Source organism: Pseudomonas sp. C1C7 (genome assembly GCF_013359595.1).
Lineage (GTDB): Bacteria > Pseudomonadota > Gammaproteobacteria > Pseudomonadales > Pseudomonadaceae > Aquipseudomonas.
This window is the reverse complement of sequence record NZ_JABFMP010000007.1, coordinates 156225-176159: the sequence shown is the minus strand read 5'-3', so window position 1 is coordinate 176159 and position 19935 is coordinate 156225. Positions and strand designations below refer to the sequence as shown.

Sequence of the window (19935 nt, the reverse complement as noted above, 5' to 3'; positions counted from 1 at the left end):
TTGTCCCATGAAAAAAGCGCCATCAAGGGCGCTTTTTTCATGGGACAAACCAAGCTTTTTACTGAACAGTCGGAGTCTCGCCAGCCGCCTGCATGCGCTGCAACTCTTGCGCGTACAGCGCATCGAAGTTCACCGGCGCCAGCATCAGTGCCGGGAACGAGCCACGGGTCACCAGGCTATCCAGTGCTTCGCGAGCGTACGGGAACAGGATGTTCGGGCAGAACGCGCCCAGGGTGTGGCTCATCGAAGCTGCGTCCAGGTTCTTGATCAGGAAGATACCGGCCTGTTGCACTTCGGCGATGAACGCCACTTCTTCACCGTTCTTCACGGTGACCGACAGGGTCAGCACGACTTCGTGGAAATCGTTTTCCAGTGCCTTCTGACGGGTGTTCAGATCCAGACCGACGCTCGGCTCCCACTGCTGGCGGAAGATCGCCGGGCTTTTCGGGGCTTCGAAGGACAGGTCACGTACGTAGATGCGCTGCAAGGAGAATTGCGGTGCGGATTCTTCTTCGTTAGCTGCAGTGTTCTGTTGGTCAGTCATCTCAGATCCTTTCTGATCTTGGTTCTTTTATTGGGTAGGAATTCAGGCCTTGAGCAGCGCATCGAGCTTGCCGGCGCGCTCCAGGGCAAACAAATCATCACAGCCACCGATGTGGCGCTCGCCGATCCAGATCTGCGGCACCGACGTGCGTCCCGCTTTTTGAGCCATGGCAGCACGCACCTGAGGCTTGCCATCGACCTTGATCTCCTCGAAGGCCACGCCTTTGTTCTCGAGCAGAAATTTTGCTCGCGAGCAGTAGCCGCAGTAGTCGCTGGAGTAGATGACGACGTGGCTCATGTCACTTCACCAGCGGCAGATTGTCGGCTTTCCAGCTGGAAACGCCACCGGACAGCTTGGCGGCGGTGAAACCGGCTTTCACCAGTTCGCGAGCGTGAGTACCGGCGGTCTGGCCCATGGCATCGACCAGGATAATGGTCTTGGACTTGTGCTTTTCCAGCTCACCCACGCGTGCAGCCAGTTTGTCGTGAGGAATGTTCACCGCGCCAACAATGTGACCGGCGGCAAAATCCTTGCTCGGACGGATGTCGACGACAACGCCGGCGTCCTTGTTGACCAGCCCGGTCAGTTCGCCGGTGCTCAGGCTGCGGCCGCCGCCTTGCATCTGATAGGCAATCAGCAGGGCCAGCAGTACGACGAAGATACCGACAAGAATGTAGTGGTTGGTGGCGAATTCAATCAGGTGAGCAACCATCGAAGGAGGTTCCAGGGCATTAAAATGTCGGCCAGTATACACAGCCCCCAAGGTGGGCCAAACCCCGTCCGGCGGTGACGTGGCCGGAACTTCGCTTTAAACTGCCACTCCCATTTTTCCATCGCCCTTTTTAATTCAGCCACGAGTGGATTCCATGACTACCACGCCTAAACCTTTGGTCCTGATGATTCTCGACGGCTTCGGTCACAGCGATAACCCGGAGTCCAACGCCGTGTTCGCGGCGAAGAAGCCGGTCCTCGACCGTCTGTGGGCCACCGTGCCGAACGGCCTGATCTCGGGCAGCGGCATGGATGTCGGCCTGCCGGACGGCCAGATGGGCAACTCCGAAGTCGGTCACATGAACCTCGGCGCCGGCCGCGTGGTGTACCAGGACTTCACTCGCGTGACCAAATCGATCCGCGATGGCGAATTCTTCGAGAACCCGACCATCTGCGCCGCCGTTGATAAAGCCGTCGCAGCCGGTAAAGCGGTGCACTTCATGGGCCTGCTGTCCGATGGCGGCGTACACAGCCACCAGGATCATCTGGTCGCGATGGCCGAACTGGCGGCCAAGCGCGGCGCCCAGAACATCTACCTGCACGCGTTCCTCGACGGTCGCGACACGCCACCGAAAAGCGCGCAATCGTCGATCGAACTGCTCGACGCCACCTTCCAGGCCCTGGGCAAGGGCCGCATCGCCAGCCTCATCGGCCGTTACTTCGCGATGGACCGTGACAACCGTTGGGACCGCGTTTCCCAGGCCTACAACCTGATCGTCGACGGCCAGGGCGAATTCAACGCCGCCACGGCCCAGGAAGGCCTGCAAGCGGCCTACGAGCGCGGCGAAAGCGACGAGTTCGTCAAAGCCACCTCGATCGGCGAGCCGGTGAAAGTCGAAGACGGCGACGCCGTGGTGTTCATGAATTTCCGCGCCGACCGCGCCCGCGAACTGTCCCGCGTATTCGTCGAAGACGATTTCAAGGAATTCGAGCGCAGCCGTCAGCCGAAACTGGCCGGCTTCGTGATGCTGACCCAATACGCCGCCAGCATCCCGGCCCCTGCGGCTTTCGCCCCGGGCAGCCTGGACAACGTGCTGGGTGATTACCTGGCGAAAAACGGCAAGACCCAGCTGCGCATTGCCGAAACCGAGAAATACGCCCACGTGACCTTCTTCTTCTCAGGCGGTCGCGAAGAGCCGTTCCCGGGCGAAGAGCGCATCCTGATCCCGTCGCCGAAAGTCGCCACCTACGACTTGCAGCCGGAAATGAGCGCGCCGCAAGTCACCGACCGCATCGTCGATGCCATCGAAAACCAGCGCTACGACGTGATCGTGGTCAACTACGCCAACGGCGACATGGTGGGTCACAGCGGCGTGTTCGAGGCAGCGGTGAAGGCCGTTGAATGCCTGGACACCTGCGTCGGCCGCATCGTTGATGCCCTGGAGAAAGTCGGCGGCGAAGCGCTGATCACCGCCGATCACGGCAACGTCGAGCAGATGTCCGATGAAACCACCGGCCAGGCCCACACCGCCCACACCACCGAGCCGGTGCCGTTCATCTACGTCGGCAAGCGCGACCTCAAAGTCCGTGAAGGCGGCGTGCTGGCGGACGTGGCGCCGACCATGCTGAAGCTGCTGGGGCTGGAAAAGCCGGCGGAAATGACCGGGACTTCGATCCTCGTCTAACCCGCTCGCCCAAACACCGCAAAAACCCTGCGGGAGCGGACTTGCTCGCGAATGCGCAGTGTCAGTAATGCAGATTGCGACTGACACTGCGCTTTCGCGAGCAAGTCCGCTCCCGCAGTGGTTTGTGGTGGTTTTGAAAATTAATTACCCCGGCATCTCGGGCCAGTTATCACACAGCCCCATTTGGGCGTTTTTTTTGCAGCGTGGGGCGGGCATACTAGGCCGTCCTCATCCCTGGTGCTGCCCGCCTCTATGCTTCGCGTCCTGATAGCCCTTGCTCTGACTTGCCTGCTCCAACCGGCCTTTGCGGACGAGCGCGCGCAAACCCAACAGCAGTTGGAAGCCACGCGCCAGGACATCGCCGAGCTGAAGAAGCTGCTGAGTAAGCTGCAGGAAGAAAAATCCGGCGTGCAGAAAGACCTCAAAGGCACCGAAACCGAGATGGGCAAGCTCGAGAAGCAGGTCGAAGCCCTGCAAAAAGAGCTCAAGAAGAGCGAATCCGAGCTGCAGCGGCTCGATGCGGAGAAAAAAAAACTCCAGAGCGCGCGCACTGAACAGCAACGACTGATCGCCATCCAGGCCCGGGCCGCCTACCAGAACGGCCGTCAGGAATATCTCAAACTGCTGCTCAACCAGCAGAACCCGGAAAAATTCGCTCGCACCCTCACCTATTACGATTACCTGAGCCAGGCCCGCCTGGAGCAGCTGAAGAATTTCAACGAAACCCTGCGTCAGCTGGCCAATGTCGAACAGGACATCGCCAGGCAACAGGCCCAGCTGCTGGTCCAGCAAGGCAACCTCGATTCCCAGCGCAGCGAACTCGACAAAGTCCGCGAAGAGCGCCAGCAAGCCCTGGCCAAGCTCAATGAAGATGTGAAGGCTCGCGACCAAAAACTGGCAGCCCGCGAGCAGGATCAGGCAGACCTGTCTAAAGTCCTTAAAACCATTGAAGAAACCCTGGCTCGCCAGGCCCGTGAGGCAGAAGAAGCGCGGCAAAAAGCGCTGATCGCCCAGCAGGAAGCCGAAAAAAAGCGCTTACGTGAGGCCCAGGAGCAGGCGGATGCCAGCGACGAGGCCCCACGAAAACCTGTCAGATCGACGCCTGGCGCACTGGTTTCCAGCGCCGGCGAAACTTTTGGCGGTCCGTTTGCGTCTACCCGCGGCAAACTTCCCTGGCCTGTCGATGGTCGACTGCTGGCACGCTTCGGCGAAACCCGTGGCGACGATGCACGGACCAAGTGGGACGGCGTGATGATCGGAGCCTCTGCCGGCAGCGCGGTACATGCGGTGCACGGCGGGCGCGTGGTGTTCGCCGACTGGCTGCGCGGTGCCGGGCTGCTGGTGATTCTCGACCACGGCAACGGTTTTTTGAGTTTGTACGGTCACAACCAGACGCTGCTCAAGTCTGCGGGTGACGTGGTGAAAGCCGGTGAGTCCATCTCCACTGTCGGTAACAGTGGCGGGCAGGACACCCCGGCGTTGTATTTTGCGATTCGTCAGCAGGGCCACCCCAGTGACCCGGCGCAATGGTGCCGCACGCAAGGATAAGCGTGCCGCCTAATTCAGGAGTTCGTTCGACATGCTGCATTTGTCCCGCCTTACCTCGCTGGCCCTGACGATCGCCCTGGTGATCGGCGCGCCGCTGGCGATCGCTGCCCAACCCGCCCCGGCCGCCGCGCCTGCGGGCACTGCGGCGACCACCAAGGCGCCATTGCCGCTGGAAGAGCTGCGCACCTTCGCCGAGGTCATGGACCGCATCAAGGCTGCCTATGTGGAGCCGGTGGACGACAAGACCCTGCTGGAAAACGCGATCAAGGGCATGCTCAGCAACCTCGATCCGCACTCCGCCTATCTGGGCCCTGAAGACTTCGCCGAATTGCAGGAAAGCACCAGCGGCGAATTCGGCGGCCTGGGCATCGAAGTCGGCGCCGAGGACGGTTTCATCAAGGTGGTGTCGCCCATCGACGACACCCCGGCCTCCAAGGCCGGCATTCAGGCCGGCGACTTCATCGTCAAGATCAACGGCCAGCCGACTCGCGGCCAGAGCATGACCGAAGCCGTGGACAAGATGCGCGGCAAGATCGGCCAGAAGATCACCCTGACCCTGGTACGCGACGGCGGTACGCCGTTCGACGTGACCCTGGCCCGCGCCATCATTCAAGTGAAGAGCGTGAAGAGCCAACTGCTGGAGTCCGGCTACGGCTACATCCGCATCACCCAGTTCCAGGTCAAGACCGGCGAAGAGGTCTCCAAGGCCCTGGCCAAGCTGCGCAAGGAAAACGGCAAGAAGCTCAACGGCATCGTGCTCGACCTGCGCAACAACCCGGGCGGCGTGCTGCAGGCAGCGGTGGAAGTGGTCGACCACTTCATCACCAAAGGCCTGATCGTCTACACCAAGGGCCGCATCGCCAACTCCGAACTGCGCTTCTCGGCCACCGGCAAGGACGAAAGCGAAGCCGTGCCAATGGTCGTGCTGATCAACGGCGGCAGCGCCTCGGCGTCGGAAATCGTGGCCGGCGCCCTGCAGGACCAGAAACGCGCAGTGGTCATGGGCACCACCAGCTTCGGCAAGGGCTCGGTGCAAACCGTGCTGCCGCTCAACAACGATCGCGCACTGAAGATCACCACGGCGCTGTACTACACGCCGAACGGCCGCTCGATCCAGGCCCAGGGCATCGTCCCGGACATCGAAGTGCGCAAGGCCAAGATCACCAGCGAGCAGGACGGCGACTACTTCAAGGAAGCCGACCTGCAGGGTCACCTGGGCAACGGCAACGGCGGCGAAGACAAGCCGACCGGTTCCGGCGGCAAGTCCAAGGCGATGCCGCAGGATGACGATTACCAGTTGGCCCAGGCCCTGAGCCTGCTCAAAGGGCTGAGCATCACCTCCGGCCGCTGAGGATGGGTTTGCGCTTCATCCTCGTCCTGTTGTGCTGTCTGGCGGGTACGGTTCACGCAGAACCCGCCGGACAGGTGCCTCACAAGACCAAAGCCTACCTGAGCCTGATCATCGATGACCTGGGGCAGAACCTGCCCCGGGATCGTCGCGTGCTGGCCCTGCCCGGCCCGGTCACCACGGCGATCATGCCCGACACGCCCCACGCTACCGAATTTGCCCGCGAAGCCCATCGCGCCGGCAAGATCGTCATCCTGCACATGCCCATGGACCCGGCCACCGGGCCGTTTGCCTGGCACCCTGAATTGCCACAGGAAGAACTGGAAAAACGCCTCAACGCCGCCTTCAAGATGGTGCCCTACACCGCCGGCATCAATAACCACATGGGCAGCCGAATGACCGCGCAACCGGCGGCCATGGCGTGGTTGATGGCCGAGCTGCAACGGCGCCACAAGTTCTTCGTCGACAGCCGCACCAGCGCCCAGACGGTCGCGGCGCAGCAGGCGCAGAAGATCGATCTGGCGAGCGTGTCGCGAGATGTGTTCCTCGATGACGAACGCACTGAAGCGGCGATCTACAACCAATTGCAGACCGCGATCGATCTGGCGCGCAAGCAGGGTTCGGCGGTGATGATCGGCCATCCGTATCCGCAGACCCTGGCGGTGCTGGAACGCGAGCTGCCCAAGCTCAAGGCCCAGGGCATCGACTGGATCGATATCCGGCAGATGATCAGCGTGCGCAGCAACCGGGCCACGGCCGCCCATGGCAAGGACGGCGTTTACCGCTGAATAAGTAATTACCGCCAGGCACCTGCCCTGGCTCCTGATAGTGAGGGCTCACTCCTCCAGGATCAGGATCGACCATGCAAACCCGCGAAAACGCACCATCGCCCACCGGACAAAAACCACCGATCAAGCTCGGCAACCTGCTGATCAACTTCACCACCGAATTCCACCGCATCTGGGACAGCAAGGGCTCCGACTCCAAGCCTGGAAGCTTCTGGCGCCCCACCCCCGCTCCCGACGCCCTGCCCGGCTATTTCCCACTCGGCGACTTTGCCGCTCCCGGCTTCGACAACATCAACGGCAAGATCATTGTCGCCGTGGTTTGCGAAGGCCCTGCAGAAGACGGCGATACGTCGCCGGACAAAGCGCTCAGCGCCCCGGATGACTTCGAGCGGGTCTGGAAAGACTCAAGCTCCGGCGCGGACGCCGACTGCACCGTATGGCGCCCGATTCCTCCCGCCGGCTACGTGGCCATGGGCATGGTCTGCTCCAATGGCCGCGACAAACCGCTGACCAACACTGTGCGCTGCGTGCGGGAGGATCTGGTGGTCGCATCCAGCGTCAGCAGAGAGATCTGGAGCGACAGCGGCAGTGGCGCCAGCCAGGATTTCAGCGCCTGGGCCATCGAACCACCGAGCGCCGAAGCCGGTGAGATTTACTTTTCGCCGGGCACCTTCATCGGCGTCAAAAGCCATGGCAGGCCGGCAGCCAATACCGCGGCGTACTCACTGCGCGCGCCGATACCCATGCACATCGATACCCCGCCCGCGCGCCCCATTCTCCTGGGCCATGAATCGCCTGCCCCCGAAGAACCCGCCATCCTCACGCAAACAGCCCACCTGCCGTGGTTCACGGTCATAGACCCCGCCCTGGCGCCGCTGGAGCAATTCCGGACATCGCCCTTCTACCGCCTGCAAAGATCGGATCGCTATGTGCTCGTGGGTCATGGTCACAATACCGGCACCACTGGCCAGACCTTCAAATGGACCGCGCCGCGCGCGCAGAGAATGGAGTCGCTGGAGGCATTCACCGAGGTCACCACCATCAGGGTCTCCTCCGAGTGGCCGCTCTACGTATCGAATCCGATGGCCCTGCATACGCTACTGTCATCGTCGATGCGCTTCTCGGCGAAATTGGGCAAGGCGTTCACCCACACCGAAACCTCGCACATCGGCTGGACAACCTCGGCTGCCGTCGAGGTCATCACCCGCATCGCGAAAAAAACCAGTCTGGCGGTTCATGTGATTGAAAGTGGCTACAGGCTGCTGCGCGAGGACGGCACCCAAGTGGCCAACGACGTCCTCTACACCGATATCGACAGCCTGTCCCTGAGCGAATACCCGCCGGAAACAGAAGAAGAGGCTCCCGCCCCGGCGCAACCGGCAGTGGATCCGGTCGTTACAGATAGCGCGCCATGATGTCGTCCACGCCGCCTTCCTTGCGCAGCTGGTCCAGCGCTGCCTGCAGCCTGGAGACGACTTCGTCCGGCACGTCCTTGTTCAGTGCCAGATAGAGTTCGGCACTGTTGAAACGCAACACCGTCTTGAGCCCGGTCACGCCGTCCTGCCTCGCCAGGTAACGGCCGGCCGGGTCGCCTGTGGCCCACAGGTCGATCTGGCCGTTGACCAGTTTCTTCGCGTTGTCCTGATCGCGCAGGACCACCACCGGCTTCAAGCCTTGTTTGGTCAAAGTCTCGGCAATCGCATCGCCCTTGTAGGCGCCGATCTTGTACTTGCGCGCATCGTCCAGGGATTCGAGGGTGATCTTGCTGTCAGCCTTGGCCAGCATGATCCAGTCGTCCGGGCCGATCGGACCAACCCACTTGAACAGCTTTTCGCGGTCCGGCAGGCGGGCCATGACGAACACGCCGTAGCCGGGTTTTTCCAGGGTGAGTTTGTAGATTCGCTCCCAGGGGAAGCGCAGCGTCAGGCTGTAGGAGATGTCGGCACGCTTGAAGATCTCGCGGACGATGTCAGTGGCGATGCCATTGATGTTCTCGTCCTGGGCGAAGTTCTTGCCGTTCTTGGCCATGTTGTACGGCGGGAAGTTTTCCGTCAGCAACACCATGTCGGTATCGGGACGATCATCAGCGTGAGCCCCGCCAGTCAACAACACGCAAGTACTGGCAAGGGCGAGAAGAAGGCGTTTAAGCATGTCTGGCTACCGAAATCCATGGCGTACCCAAGAGTGCCTTGAGCCCGCCATGATGTCCACTGGCCTGCATCGGAATGTTCAGCGCATCACGATTCCGCGATGCGCCATGTAGGCCTTTGCTTCCTGAACGGTGTATTCGCCGAAGTGGAAAATACTCGCCGCCAGCACCGCGCTGGCGTGGCCTTCGAGGATGCCGTCGGCCAGGTGCTGCAGGTTGCCGACGCCGCCGGATGCGATCACCGGAATGCCCAGCGCATCGCTGATGGCGCGGGTCACGCCCAGGTCGAAGCCGTTTTTCATGCCGTCCTGGTCCATGCTGGTCAGCAGGATTTCACCGGCACCCAAACCTTCCATCTTCTTCGCCCACTCGACAGCATCGAGGCCGGTCGGCTTGCGGCCGCCGTGGGTGAAGATTTCCCAGCGCGGGGTTTCACCTGGCGCGGAAACCTTCTTCGCGTCGATCGCCACGACGATGCACTGCGAGCCGAAATGCGCTGCTGCCTCGCCGACGAACTCCGGATTGAACACCGCGGCGGTGTTGATCGAGACCTTGTCCGCACCGGCGTTGAGCAGGTTGCGGATGTCCTGCACGGTGCGCACGCCACCGCCGACGGTCAGCGGGATGAACACCTGGCTGGCCATGCGCTCGACGGTGTGCAGCGTGGTATCGCGGCCGTCGACGCTGGCGGTGATGTCGAGAAAGGTAATCTCGTCGGCACCCTGCTCGTCGTAGCGACGGGCGATTTCCACCGGGTCACCGGCGTCGCGGATGTTTTCGAATTTCACACCCTTGACCACCCGGCCGTTGTCCACGTCCAGGCAAGGGATGATGCGCTTGGCTAACGCCATAAGACTTAATCTCCGATCAAGAGTTGCAAGCTTCAAGCTACGAGCTGCAAGTAAGAGCGAATCGCGTCGCGTTTTTAACTTGCAGCTTGAAGCTTACAGCTTGGAGCTGGCCGCGTAGCTGTCGCAGAACGCTTGAGCCTCAGCAACATCCAGAGTGCCCTCATAAATCGCGCGGCCCGTAATTGCACCGATGATGCCCGGCGCCTTGGCGTCGAGCAGGGTCTTGATGTCGCCCAGGTTGTGGATGCCGCCGGACGCGATCACCGGGATCGTGGTGGCAGCCGCCAGCGCGGCGGTGAACGGTACGTTGCAGCCCTGCATCATGCCGTCTTTGGCGATGTCGGTATAAACGATGGCGGACACACCGTCGGCTTCGAACTGCTTGGCCAGGTCGATCACCTGCACCTTGCTGATCTCGGCCCAGCCGTCGGTGGCGACAAAGCCGTCTTTGGCGTCGAGACCGACGATCACCTTGCCCGGGAACGCGCGGCAGGCTTCAGCGACGAAAGCCGGCTCTTTCACGGCCTTGGTGCCGATGATCACGTAGCTCACGCCAGCCTTGACATAGTGCTCGATGGTTTCCAGCGAGCGGATGCCGCCGCCGATCTGGATCGGCAGGTTCGGATAGCGCTTGGCGATGGCGGTGACCACTTCGCCGTTGACCGGCTGGCCTTCGAAAGCGCCGTTCAGGTCGACCAGATGCAGACGGCGGCAACCGCCCTCCACCCACTTGGCAGCCATGCTCACCGGGTCATCGGAGAACACTGTGGAATCTTCCATGCGGCCCTGGCGCAGACGAACACAGGCACCGTCTTTAAGATCGATAGCGGGAATAATCAGCATGCTTTTTCCTTCGTCAAAAGAGCTGCAAGCTGCAAGCCACAAGCTGCAAGCATGCGTGTGTATGTTTCTCTCTTGCAGCTTGAAGCTTGAAGCTTTCAGCTGCTTTTTTCGAGCGCCCACAGGTCGCTTTCGATGCTTTCGAACCTCTCTTTGAGGTGTGTCTGCACATCGAAAATCGCCCTGTTGTAATAGTGCGGAGCAATTTCGCGGGTAAACAGCTCAAGAATCTCGGCCGCCTCGAACGAGCCCAGGTCAAGGTCAAAGCGATCTTCCATGAAGCGCTTTATCTTGCGGTTGGCCTCGGCCTCCTGCTCAGGGGTGAGCGTGAGGATCGACGGCTTGGATTTCTTGACAGCCATTTACCAACGACCGTCCCACGCCGCGAAGTTCTGCAGCAGTTGCAGGCCGTGGGTATGGCTCTTCTCGGGGTGGAACTGCACGGCGAAACGCGAGCCATCGGCCAGTGCCGCGGCGAAATCGACGCCGTAGTGACCGCTGCCCACCACCTGGCGCGCGTTGGCGGCGGCGATGTAGTAGCTGTGCACGAAGTAGAAGCGCGCCATGTCCGGGATGTCGTGCCACAGCGGGTGATTGACCGTCTGCTTCACTTCGTTCCAGCCCATGTGCGGGACTTTCAGGTGTTCGCCGTCTTCACGCAGGTCCTTGCCGAAGAACTTCACCTCGCCCGGGAACAGGCCGATGCAGTCGACGCCGTCGTTCTCCTGGCTGTGGTCGAGCAAGGCTTGCATGCCGACGCAGATGCCGAGGAACGGACGGTCCTGGCTGACTTCACGTACCAGCGAGTCGAAGCCCAGGCGACGGATCTCCGCCATGCAATCGCGAATCGCACCGACGCCGGGGAAAACCACCCGGTCGGCTTCGCGAATCACGCTGGCATCGCTGGTGATCAGCACCTTGCCGGCACCGACGTGCTCGAGGGCCTTGGCCACCGAGTGCAGGTTGCCCATGCCGTAATCGATAACCGCAACTGTCTGCATTACAGAACGCCCTTGGTCGATGGCATTTGCCCGGCCATGCGGTCATCGAGCTCCACGGCCATGCGCAGCGCGCGGCCGAAAGCCTTGAACACGGTTTCGATCTGGTGGTGGGTGTTGTGGCCACGCAGGTTGTCGATGTGCAGGGTGACGTTGGCGTGGTTGACGAAGCCCTGGAAGAATTCCTGGAACAGGTCGACGTCAAAACCGCCGACGGTGGCGCGGGTATACGGAACGTGCATCTGCAGGCCAGGACGGCCGGAGAAGTCGATCACCACGCGCGACAGCGCTTCATCGAGCGGCACGTAGGCGTGGCCGTAGCGACGGATGCCTTTCTTGTCGCCGATGGCCTGGGTGAAGGCCTGGCCGAGGGTGATACCGACGTCTTCCACGGTGTGGTGATCATCGATATGCAGGTCGCCCTTGCTGACGATATCCAGGTCGATCAACCCGTGACGGGCGATCTGGTCCAGCATGTGCTCAAGGAAAGGAACACCGATATCAAATCGGGCCTTACCGGTGCCATCGAGGTTGATCGAGGCTTTGATCTGGGTTTCCAGAGTGTCGCGCTCGACAGACGCCTTACGTTCGGCCATCACCAGCTCCGCAAAATCATTGGGCGAAAAAGGCAGCCATTATAGGCGTGCGGGCGCCAAACAGAAATACGAGAGGTGATATCGCTGACGGACAGACCCTTGGGTCAGCGGCGATGTACATGTCCATACAAGCCATTTGAGACACCACAAAACAAAATGTGGGAGCGGGCTTGCTCGCGAATGCGATGTGTCAGCCAGCATTAATGTCGACTGACACACCGCTTTCGCGAGCAAGCCCGCTCCCACAAGGTGTTGGATGCCCGGGCCATTGAGTCCCGGGCCAGAGCGCTTAGTGGAACAACACCGCCGTCTTCTGCAGCGTCACCCACACACCCCACGCCAGCGGAATACCCACCACCAGCCAGGCAGCAACAGCCAGCAGACCGGTACCGGAAGCCGCTTTCCACTCCAGCACGGTGCTGCCGTCAGCGCCCTTGTCGTGACCCAGCGCCTGTTCGGCCGCCAGTTCAGCGTCGGTCATGAAGTACTTGTCGGCCACCGGGCGCACCATCAGGTTGCACAGGAAGCCCAGCACCAGCAGGCCCGCCAGGATGTACAGGGTGATGTCGTAGGCCGCGGCACGTTCAACGCCGATGCTCAGTTGATACTCACGCAGGTAGTTCACCAGCACCGGGCCCAACACGCCCGCCGCCGCCCACGCCGTCAACAGACGACCGTGGATCGCGCCGACCATTTGCGTACCGAACAGGTCGGCCAGGTAAGCCGGAACGGTCGCGAAACCGCCGCCATACATCGACAGGACGATGCAGAACGCCGCCACGAACAGAGCGATGTGACCGCCATGACCGAGGTTCGGAATCAGCGAGTAGAGCGCGATACCCAGGGCAAAGAACACGAAGTAGGTGTTCTTGCGGCCCAGGAAGTCGGAGAACGATGCCCAGAAGAAACGACCACCGATGTTGAACAGGCTCAGCAGACCGGTGAAACCGGCAGCGATCGCGGCAATCGACGCCAGTTGTGAAGCGTCCAGCTGACCGAACGCCAGATCATTGCCCAGCAATTTGCCGCCGAACACTTCCTGCAGCAGCGGCGAAGCCATGCCGAGGATGCCGATACCGGCCGATACGTTCAGGCACAGCACCAGCCAGACCAGGCGGAATTGCGGGGTTTTCCATGCCACGTTCACGTGCACGTGACGGTGGGTGATCATCGCGTTCGAAGCTTTTTTCGCAGGAGCGGTCCAGCCTTCAGGCTTCCAGCCGGTTGGCGGAACGCGGTAGGACAGCGCGCCACCGATCATGAACACGAAGTAGATCGCGGCCATGGCCACGAAGCTCTGCCACACGCCGACACCTTCCGGCGAACCGAAATGGTTCATCAGTGCAGTCGCCAACGGCGCACCGACCATCGCGCCACCGCCGAAGCCCATGATCGCCATGCCGGTCGCCATGCCGCGCTTGTCCGGGAACCACTTGATCAGGGTCGACACCGGCGAGATGTAACCCAGGCCCAGGCCGATACCGCCGATGACCCCGGAGCCTAGCCACATCAGCCAGATCTGGTGGGTATAGATGCCCAATGCCGAGATCAGCAGGCCACCACACCAGCACAGCGCCGACACGACACCGGCCTTGCGCGGCCCGGCGTGTTCCAACCAGCCGCCCCAGATGGCTGCCGAGCAACCCAGGAAGATGAAGAACAGGGTGTAGATCCAGCCAAGCATCGAGATCGGCCAGTCGCATTGCGAAGAGAAGACCTGGGCAATGAAGCTCATGTCCGGCGCGCAGGCGACCGGCTTGGTGATGCCCAGGGCCTTGGACAGGGGCAACCAGAACACCGAGAAGCCGTAGGCCATGCCGATGCACAGGTGGATGGCCAGCGCGGCCGGTGGCACCAGCCAACGGTTGAAACCGGGCCTGGCGATGATTCGTTCCTTGGACAGGAACGAGGGCTGGTCGGCGTAGCCGTCAGCCGCAATACTCGTGGTCATTGTGTATCCCCAATTATTAGTATGATTCGCCATCCACTCTTCACCCCCAGCCTTGGCGCACGCAGGCACGACTGTTGTTTTCAGGTAAAGCTCCATCTTGGTGCGACATCGGGTCGCAGAAGGGCAGACGAACGGGCGAAGGGTAACATTTGCACGTGACAGAAAAACCAAAGTGACATCACGTTTTTTCGAAGTTGTCTGTTCTCGTACCACTATTGGCTCACGTGCTCCCCGTGCAGGAGCTGCCGAAGGCTGCTCCTGCACGGGGTCGGTTCAACTCACAGGAGAGACCATGCCGGTCATTGTCCAATCGCTGGATCAGGCTACCGATCAGGATCAGCAGGATCTGCAGAAGATCTACCGCGACGCCCCGGACTGGCTGTTCGCGCCGTTCACCGGGGACGCGCAATTACTTGAAACAAGTCTGCAGGAAGGCACCTTGATCGCCGGGCGCTTCAATGATCGACTGCTGGGCGCGGCACGCCTGCAACGGCAAGCGCAGGTCTGGCACCTTTCCCATTTGTGCGTACGAAAAATCACCCGTCGTCGCGGGGTTGCCGAACGTCTGGTGCGAGAGGCACAGGCCATGGCTGCGCAATCGGGCGCGACCCTGCGCCTGCTCGCGCCCGCCGGTCACCTGGAGGCCCAGGCGCTGGCGGCGAAGTTGAACATGCCGCTCGATGCCCTGTCCGAGTGATCGCTGACCGGCCGTCCACTGCGGGGCGCTATACTCCTCGGCTAAATTTTTAATTCGACCAACTGCGTCGACTCACTACAAGGACTCGCCCATGAAAGCGTTCGGCAAAATCCTGGGTCTGGTACTTCTCGGGTTGTTGCTGATCATTGTGGCGCTGGGCTTTGCCCTGACCCACCTCTTCGATCCCAACGACTACAAAGACGAGATCCGTCAGATTGCCCGCGACAAGGCCCACATCGAGCTGACGCTCAATGGCGATATCGGCTGGAGCCTGTTCCCGTGGCTGGGCCTTGAGCTGCACGACGCCGCCGTGGCGACCCTGGCCAAACCGGCCGAACCCTTCGCTGATCTGCAAATGCTCGGTCTGTCGGTGCGCGTGCTGCCGCTGCTGCGCCGCGAAGTGCAGATGAGCGATGTGCGTGTCGAAGGCCTGAACCTGCGCCTGAACCGCGACAAGGACGGCCACGGCAACTGGGAAGACATCGGCAAGGTCCCGGCCACCGCGAGCACCGCCGGCACCCCGCCTGCCACCACCGGCGAGCCTCAAGCGCCAGCCACCGTCCCGGTGGAAAAGCCTGCGCAACCCATTCGCCTGGACATCGACAGCCTGACCGTCAACAACGCTCGCGTCGAATACAGCGACGAAAAAACCGGCCGCCAGTTCAGCGCCGAAAGCATCCAGCTGAGCACCGGTCCGGTGCATGACTCCACCAACATCCCGGTCAAGCTCACCGCCTTCCTGGGTACCAACCAGCCTGTGCTGCGGGTTCGCACCGAGCTCAACGGCGAACTGCGCTTCGAACGCGCGCTGCAGCGCTACAAGCTCGAAGACATGAAACTGTCCGGCGAACTCGCTGGTGATCCTCTGCAAGGCAAGACCATGACCTTCGCCGCCCAGGGCCAGCTGCTGCTGGACAAGGCCGCCAATGTCGCGGAATGGACCGGCATCAAGATCTCCGCCAACCAGCTGCGGGCATTGGGCGAGCTGAAGGTCAACGAACTGGACAAGACCCCGCAGGTCAGCGGCGGTCTGTCGATTGCCCAGTTCGATTTGGCGAAATTCGTCGACAGCATCGGCCAGCAGATGCCGAAGATGGCCGAGGGCAGCCTGAGCAAAGTCGAGCTGGTCAGCCGCCTGGCCGGCACGCCAAGCAGCGTGGTGCTGGATGACATCAACCTGAAAGTCGACGACAGCACTTTCACCGGGCGCATCGCCGTCGAGGACTTCGCCAAGCAGTCGCTGCGCGCCAACCTCAAGGCCGACACCTTCAACGTCGACCGCTACCTGCCGCCGAAATCTGCTCAAGCCAATAGCGCGAAGGAAGTGCGTCAGGCCGAAGTCGCCAGCACTGAAGCCGATGCCATGGCCGGCGCCGGCACCACGCCGCTGCCGCAGGCGCCGACCAAGGAAGCGTGGAGCAACGAGCGCCTGCTGCCGGTTGAACGCCTGAGCAAGCTGGATGTGGACGCCGACCTGACCTTCGGCCAGTTGACCCTGGAAAAACTGCCGATCCACAACGCCGTTCTCAAGGCCAACGGCCAGGGCGGGCTGCTGACGCTGTCGAACCTGAGCGGCGAGCTGTACGAAGGCAGCTTCGACGCCAAGGGCACCCTCGATGTGCGGCCACAGGCGCCGCTGCTGAACCTGCAGACCCGGATCAACCGGGTGCCGGTGGAGAAGATCCTCGAAAGCCAGGGCAAGAACCCTCCGGTCAAGGGCCTGGTCACCCTCAACAGTACGCTGACCGGCGCCGGCAACAGCCAGAAAGCGCTGATCGAAACCCTCAACGGCAACGCCAGTTTCGTCATCAACAATGGCGTGCTGCTCAATGCCAACCTCGAACAGCAGCTGTGCCGGGGCATCGCGACGCTCAATCGCAAGACCCTCAGCGGCGAACCGCGGGGCAAGGACACGCCGTTCCAGGAGCTCAAGGGCAACCTGAACTTGCGCAACGGCGTGGCCAGCAACCCGGACCTGAAAGTCCGCATCCCGGGCATGATCGTCAATGGCGACGGTGATGTCGATCTGCGGGTGCTGGGCATGGACTATCGCGTCGGCATCATCGTCGAAGGCGACAAGAGCGACATGCCGGATCCGGCCTGCCAGGTGGGCGAGAAATTCGTCGGCATCGAATGGCCGCTGCGCTGCCGTGGCCCGCTGGAGCTCGGCGCCAAGGCCTGCCGCCTGGACAACGAACGCATGGGTCAGGTCGCCAGCAAGATGGCCGGCGAGCGGATCGGCGAAAAAATCGAAGAGAAACTTGGCGACAAGGTCAGCCCGGAACTCAAAGACGCACTCAAGGGGCTGTTCAAACGATGAGAGCCGAGCAGTTTTCAACGGCGGTGCTGGACTGGTTCGACCGCCACGGCCGTCACGATTTGCCCTGGCAACAGGACATCAATCCGTATCGGGTCTGGGTCTCGGAAATCATGCTGCAGCAAACCCAGGTCAGCACGGTGCTGAACTACTTCGACCGTTTCATGGCCTCGCTGCCGACGGTCGAGGCCCTGGCGGCTGCGCCTGAAGATGAAGTGCTGCACCTGTGGACCGGCTTGGGTTACTACACCCGCGCACGCAATCTGCAGAAAACCGCGAAGATCGTCGTCGAGCAGTACGGCGGCGAGTTTCCGCGGGATGTGGAAAAACTCACCGATCTCCCCGGCATCGGCCTGTCCACCGCCGGGGCCATTGCCAGCATCAGCATGGGCCTGCGTGCGCCGATCCTCGACGGCAACGTCAAACGGGTGCTGGCGCGCTTTACCGCGCAGGAGGGCTACCCCGGCGAGCCGAAGGTCGCCAAACAGCTGTGGGCGAACGCCGAGCGCTTTACGCCCCATGACCGGGTCAACGCCTACACCCAGGCGATGATGGACCTGGGCGCCACGCTCTGCACCCGCAGCAAACCCAGCTGCCTGCTGTGCCCGCTGGAAAAGGGCTGCGAAGCGCACATGCTCGGCCTGGAAACCCGCTACCCGATCCCCAAGCCGCGCAAGGCCATCCCGCAGAAGCGCACGCTGATGCCGATGCTCGCCAATGGCGAAGGGGAAATCCTGCTTTACCGTCGCCCGTCGACGGGCCTGTGGGGTGGCCTGTGGAGCCTGCCGGAACTCGACGACCTCGACGACCTGCAACATCTGGCTTCGCAGCACTCGCTCGAACTCGGCACCCGGCAGGCGCTGCCAGAGCTGGTGCACACCTTCAGTCATTTTCAATTGTCCATCGAACCCGTGCTGGTTCAGGTCCAGGAGGCCGGCCATCACGTGGCCGAGGCCGACTGGCTCTGGTATAACCTCGCCACCCCGCCGCGCCTGGGCCTCGCCGCCCCGGTCAAGACCTTGCTCGAACGCGCGGCCGTCGTATTGAACGCAGGAGAGTCGTCATGACCCGCACCATCATGTGCCGCAAGTACAAAGAAGAACTGCCCGCCCTGGAGCGCGCGCCCTTCCCTGGCGCCAAAGGCCAGGACATTTTCGACCACGTTTCGGCCAAGGCCTGGGCCGACTGGCAAAAGCACCAGACCCTGCTGATCAACGAAAAACGCCTGAACATGATGAACGCCGAAGATCGCAAATATCTTCAGGGCGAGATGGACAAGTACTTCTCCGGCGAGGAATACGCCAAGGCCGAAGGCTACGTACCGCCCTCGGAATAACCCGCTTTTGCGGGGGTCGGAACGTAAGCGACGGTAATAATTAAATTTTTTTTGAAAACTTGCTTGACGACCCCCTGAAAAACCCGTTTAATGCGCCCCGTTGCCCAGATAGCTCAGTCGGTAGAGCAGGGGATTGAAAATCCCCGTGTCGGCGGTTCGATTCCGTCTCTGGGCACCACTAATTAATTTCAGGTGGTGTCTAAACCACCCGAAAGCCCCAGGAAACCCGCCTAGTGCGGGTTTTTTGTTGTCTATGCTTTCCCAAATGCTCCCTAGCAGCCCACTTAATTGGGGGCCTATCTGGGGGCCTTGCCGGTTCGGTTTAACAAAAGCCCCCAACTGGAAGCAAAGATATGTCCCTGACTGACAGCGCCATCAAGGCAGCCAAACCCAAAGACAAGCCATTCAAACTGAGCGATGCCAACGGCCTTTACCTGCTGATCAACCCCAGTGGTTCAAAGCTGTGGCAATTGAAATACCGCGTAGGTGGCAAGGAAAAGAAACTGGCCGTCGGCGCCTACCCCACCATAAGCCTGCAACAAGCCCGCCAGCGCCGTGACAGCGCACGCGAACAGCTGGCGAATGGCATAGACCCCAGCGCAGAACGCAAAGCCGCCAAACACGCTCAAACAGCTCTTGAGCTGACCTTTGAGGTGCTGGCGCGGGAGTGGTACACCTACAACGCGCCACGCTGGGCAGAGACAACCCGCTACAAGGCCAAGCTGTATTTGGAAAACGACATCATCCCCGGCATTGGTTCGCGCCCCGTGAAGGCAATTACCCGGCCCGAGTTGGTGGCACTGGTACGGAGTGTGGAAGCGCGCGGCACCTTCAATGCTGCCGGTAAAATTCGGCAGTGGCTGCACCAGATATTCCGCTACGGGCTCGCAAAGGGCGTTGTCGACGCGAACCCGGCCACCGATCTGGATGTGTTGGCGGCGCCACCCAAGCCCCCACGCCATCACCCACACATCTGCTTTGCGGAGTTGCCCGACTTGCTAGCCAAGGTGGAAATCGCAAAGATTTACGCCCCTACCCGCCTTGCCATCCGCCTGCTGGTGCTGACCGCCGTGCGCCCTGGCGAATTACGCGCTGCGCTTTGGGCCGAATTCGATCTGGACGCCGCTACGTGGACGATACCGAAAGAACGGATGAAAGCCCGTCGCCCGCACGTGGTGCCATTGCCCCGTCAGGCGGTATCCATCCTACGCCAGCTTCACGAGCTCACCGGTAGCTATGAGCTGCTATTTCCCGGCCAGCAAAACCCCGCCCGCCCCATGAGTGAAAACACGATCAACAAGGCATTGCGGCTGATGGGGTATGAGGGCCGACAAACCGGCCACGGCTTCCGTCATCTGCTGTCAACCGAGTTGAACGGCCGGAGCTATAACCGTGACTGGATTGAGCGACAGCTTGCACATGGTGATAAGGACGACATTCGCGACACCTACAACCATGCTGTTTATCTGGATCAACGCCGAGAGATGATGCAGGCGTGGGCGGACTCCATAGACACACTGTGTGCAGGTACCAACGTGGTGAGTCTCAAGCACATGGGGTAATTCCCAAGCAGGGT

General features: G+C 61.4%; 20 protein-coding genes and 1 tRNA gene. 11 read left to right on the top strand and 10 right to left on the bottom strand.

The features are described from left to right. Positions 1-58 precede the first annotated feature (58 nt). Genes secB through HNO86_RS08525 form a run of 3 tightly spaced genes read right to left on the bottom strand, consistent with a single transcriptional unit; the run spans position 59 to position 1256 of the window. Positions 59-544 (bottom strand): protein-export chaperone SecB, encoded by a 486-nt coding sequence (gene secB / locus HNO86_RS08535; protein ID WP_175376556.1) that lies wholly within the window; start codon positions 542-544, stop codon positions 59-61. A 42-nt stretch (positions 545-586) separates the two neighbouring features. Next, complete coding sequence (grxC, locus tag HNO86_RS08530) at positions 587-841, bottom strand: glutaredoxin 3 (RefSeq protein WP_175376555.1); 255 nt, start codon at positions 839-841, stop codon at positions 587-589. A 1-nt stretch (position 842) separates the two neighbouring features. Further along, on the bottom strand, positions 843-1256 hold the full coding sequence (locus HNO86_RS08525; protein WP_175376554.1) for a rhodanese-like domain-containing protein: 414 nt from the start codon (positions 1254-1256) through the stop codon (positions 843-845). Positions 1257-1410: 154 nt separating this feature from the next. Here HNO86_RS08525 and gpmI point away from each other — a divergent pair, with 154 nt between their 5' ends. The 5 genes from gpmI (at position 1411) to HNO86_RS08500 (ending at position 8039) form a co-directional block, all read left to right on the top strand. Beyond that, positions 1411-2940 carry a 2,3-bisphosphoglycerate-independent phosphoglycerate mutase gene (gene gpmI / locus HNO86_RS08520; protein ID WP_175376553.1) on the top strand — a complete coding sequence of 510 codons (1530 nt, stop codon included), beginning with the start codon at positions 1411-1413 and terminating at the stop codon, positions 2938-2940. 252 nt (positions 2941-3192) lie between these two features. After that, complete coding sequence (locus HNO86_RS08515) at positions 3193-4488, top strand: murein hydrolase activator EnvC (protein WP_175376552.1); 1296 nt, start codon at positions 3193-3195, stop codon at positions 4486-4488. A gap of 31 nt (positions 4489-4519) precedes the next feature. Continuing rightward, positions 4520-5839, top strand: a complete 1320-nt coding sequence (locus tag HNO86_RS08510) for a S41 family peptidase (RefSeq protein ID WP_175376551.1) — start codon at positions 4520-4522, stop codon at positions 5837-5839. Positions 5840-5841: 2 nt separating this feature from the next. Then, entirely contained in the window at positions 5842-6624 is a 783-nt protein-coding gene (locus HNO86_RS08505; RefSeq protein WP_175376550.1) for a divergent polysaccharide deacetylase family protein, read from the top strand. Between the two features lie 74 nt (positions 6625-6698). Continuing rightward, positions 6699-8039, top strand: coding sequence for a Vps62-related protein (locus tag HNO86_RS08500; RefSeq protein ID WP_175376549.1), 1341 nt, complete (start codon positions 6699-6701; stop codon positions 8037-8039). Here the strand turns inward: HNO86_RS08500 and HNO86_RS08495 are convergent. The 7 genes from HNO86_RS08495 to HNO86_RS08465 all read right to left on the bottom strand — a co-directional run bounded on the left by HNO86_RS08495 (position 8020) and on the right by HNO86_RS08465 (position 14009). Further along, positions 8020-8775 carry an ABC transporter substrate-binding protein gene (locus HNO86_RS08495; protein ID WP_175376548.1) on the bottom strand — a complete coding sequence of 252 codons (756 nt, stop codon included), beginning with the start codon at positions 8773-8775 and terminating at the stop codon, positions 8020-8022. The two genes, HNO86_RS08500 and HNO86_RS08495, sit on opposite strands and share 20 nt — an antisense overlap. A gap of 78 nt (positions 8776-8853) precedes the next feature. Beyond that, positions 8854-9624: an imidazole glycerol phosphate synthase subunit HisF gene (gene hisF, locus HNO86_RS08490; RefSeq protein ID WP_175376547.1), complete on the bottom strand. Its 771-nt coding sequence runs from the start codon at positions 9622-9624 to the stop codon at positions 8854-8856. A gap of 93 nt (positions 9625-9717) precedes the next feature. Next, the gene (hisA, locus tag HNO86_RS08485) at positions 9718-10467 is read right to left on the bottom strand and encodes a 1-(5-phosphoribosyl)-5-[(5-phosphoribosylamino)methylideneamino]imidazole-4-carboxamide isomerase (protein ID WP_175376546.1); all 750 of its coding nucleotides are present in this window, start codon (positions 10465-10467) and stop codon (positions 9718-9720) included. Between the two features lie 95 nt (positions 10468-10562). After that, the gene (locus tag HNO86_RS08480) at positions 10563-10826 is read right to left on the bottom strand and encodes a DUF2164 domain-containing protein (RefSeq protein ID WP_175376545.1); all 264 of its coding nucleotides are present in this window, start codon (positions 10824-10826) and stop codon (positions 10563-10565) included. Beyond that, on the bottom strand, positions 10827-11465 hold the full coding sequence (gene hisH / locus HNO86_RS08475) for an imidazole glycerol phosphate synthase subunit HisH (protein ID WP_175376544.1): 639 nt from the start codon (positions 11463-11465) through the stop codon (positions 10827-10829). Then, positions 11465-12058, bottom strand: coding sequence for an imidazoleglycerol-phosphate dehydratase HisB (gene hisB / locus HNO86_RS08470; RefSeq protein WP_024778052.1), 594 nt, complete (start codon positions 12056-12058; stop codon positions 11465-11467). Before hisB ends, hisH begins: the two co-directional genes overlap by 1 nt. Before the next feature lie 289 nt (positions 12059-12347). Next, positions 12348-14009 (bottom strand): OFA family MFS transporter, encoded by a 1662-nt coding sequence (locus tag HNO86_RS08465; RefSeq protein ID WP_175376543.1) that lies wholly within the window; start codon positions 14007-14009, stop codon positions 12348-12350. A 292-nt stretch (positions 14010-14301) separates the two neighbouring features. Here HNO86_RS08465 and HNO86_RS08460 point away from each other — a divergent pair, with 292 nt between their 5' ends. From HNO86_RS08460 to HNO86_RS08435, 6 genes are all read left to right on the top strand, one after another. Continuing rightward, a complete protein-coding gene (locus tag HNO86_RS08460; RefSeq protein WP_175376542.1) occupies positions 14302-14706 on the top strand; it encodes an acetyl-CoA sensor PanZ family protein in 405 nt (134 codons plus the stop codon). Between the two features lie 91 nt (positions 14707-14797). After that, positions 14798-17026, top strand: a complete 2229-nt coding sequence (locus HNO86_RS08455; protein WP_175376541.1) for an AsmA family protein — start codon at positions 14798-14800, stop codon at positions 17024-17026. After that, positions 17023-18090 carry an A/G-specific adenine glycosylase gene (mutY, locus tag HNO86_RS08450; RefSeq protein ID WP_175376540.1) on the top strand — a complete coding sequence of 356 codons (1068 nt, stop codon included), beginning with the start codon at positions 17023-17025 and terminating at the stop codon, positions 18088-18090. The genes HNO86_RS08455 and mutY overlap by 4 nt, the downstream gene beginning before the upstream one ends. Continuing rightward, a complete protein-coding gene (locus HNO86_RS08445; RefSeq protein ID WP_175376539.1) occupies positions 18087-18359 on the top strand; it encodes an oxidative damage protection protein in 273 nt (90 codons plus the stop codon). The genes mutY and HNO86_RS08445 overlap by 4 nt, the downstream gene beginning before the upstream one ends. A gap of 102 nt (positions 18360-18461) precedes the next feature. After that, positions 18462-18537, top strand: a tRNA-Phe gene (locus tag HNO86_RS08440). A gap of 175 nt (positions 18538-18712) precedes the next feature. After that, positions 18713-19921, top strand: a complete 1209-nt coding sequence (locus HNO86_RS08435) for an integrase arm-type DNA-binding domain-containing protein (RefSeq protein WP_175376538.1) — start codon at positions 18713-18715, stop codon at positions 19919-19921. The last annotated feature ends 14 nt before the right edge of the window (positions 19922-19935 follow it).

Coding starts and splice junctions, on each gene's coding strand:
- hisF (WP_175376547.1), bottom strand. CDS start 9,624: ATGGCGTTAGCCAAGCGCATCATCCCTTGCCTGGACGTGGACAACGGC.
- HNO86_RS08500 (WP_175376549.1), top strand. CDS start 6,699: ATGCAAACCCGCGAAAACGCACCATCGCCCACCGGACAAAAACCACCG.
- HNO86_RS08510 (WP_175376551.1), top strand. CDS start 4,520: ATGCTGCATTTGTCCCGCCTTACCTCGCTGGCCCTGACGATCGCCCTG.
- HNO86_RS08435 (WP_175376538.1), top strand. CDS start 18,713: ATGTCCCTGACTGACAGCGCCATCAAGGCAGCCAAACCCAAAGACAAG.
- HNO86_RS08495 (WP_175376548.1), bottom strand. CDS start 8,775: ATGCTTAAACGCCTTCTTCTCGCCCTTGCCAGTACTTGCGTGTTGTTG.
- mutY (WP_175376540.1), top strand. CDS start 17,023: ATGAGAGCCGAGCAGTTTTCAACGGCGGTGCTGGACTGGTTCGACCGC.
- HNO86_RS08460 (WP_175376542.1), top strand. CDS start 14,302: ATGCCGGTCATTGTCCAATCGCTGGATCAGGCTACCGATCAGGATCAG.
- secB (WP_175376556.1), bottom strand. CDS start 544: ATGACTGACCAACAGAACACTGCAGCTAACGAAGAAGAATCCGCACCG.
- HNO86_RS08455 (WP_175376541.1), top strand. CDS start 14,798: ATGAAAGCGTTCGGCAAAATCCTGGGTCTGGTACTTCTCGGGTTGTTG.
- HNO86_RS08525 (WP_175376554.1), bottom strand. CDS start 1,256: ATGGTTGCTCACCTGATTGAATTCGCCACCAACCACTACATTCTTGTC.
- hisH (WP_175376544.1), bottom strand. CDS start 11,465: ATGCAGACAGTTGCGGTTATCGATTACGGCATGGGCAACCTGCACTCG.
- HNO86_RS08505 (WP_175376550.1), top strand. CDS start 5,842: ATGGGTTTGCGCTTCATCCTCGTCCTGTTGTGCTGTCTGGCGGGTACG.
- gpmI (WP_175376553.1), top strand. CDS start 1,411: ATGACTACCACGCCTAAACCTTTGGTCCTGATGATTCTCGACGGCTTC.
- grxC (WP_175376555.1), bottom strand. CDS start 841: ATGAGCCACGTCGTCATCTACTCCAGCGACTACTGCGGCTACTGCTCG.
- hisB (WP_024778052.1), bottom strand. CDS start 12,058: ATGGCCGAACGTAAGGCGTCTGTCGAGCGCGACACTCTGGAAACCCAG.
- hisA (WP_175376546.1), bottom strand. CDS start 10,467: ATGCTGATTATTCCCGCTATCGATCTTAAAGACGGTGCCTGTGTTCGT.
- HNO86_RS08445 (WP_175376539.1), top strand. CDS start 18,087: ATGACCCGCACCATCATGTGCCGCAAGTACAAAGAAGAACTGCCCGCC.
- HNO86_RS08480 (WP_175376545.1), bottom strand. CDS start 10,826: ATGGCTGTCAAGAAATCCAAGCCGTCGATCCTCACGCTCACCCCTGAG.
- HNO86_RS08515 (WP_175376552.1), top strand. CDS start 3,193: ATGCTTCGCGTCCTGATAGCCCTTGCTCTGACTTGCCTGCTCCAACCG.
- HNO86_RS08465 (WP_175376543.1), bottom strand. CDS start 14,009: ATGACCACGAGTATTGCGGCTGACGGCTACGCCGACCAGCCCTCGTTC.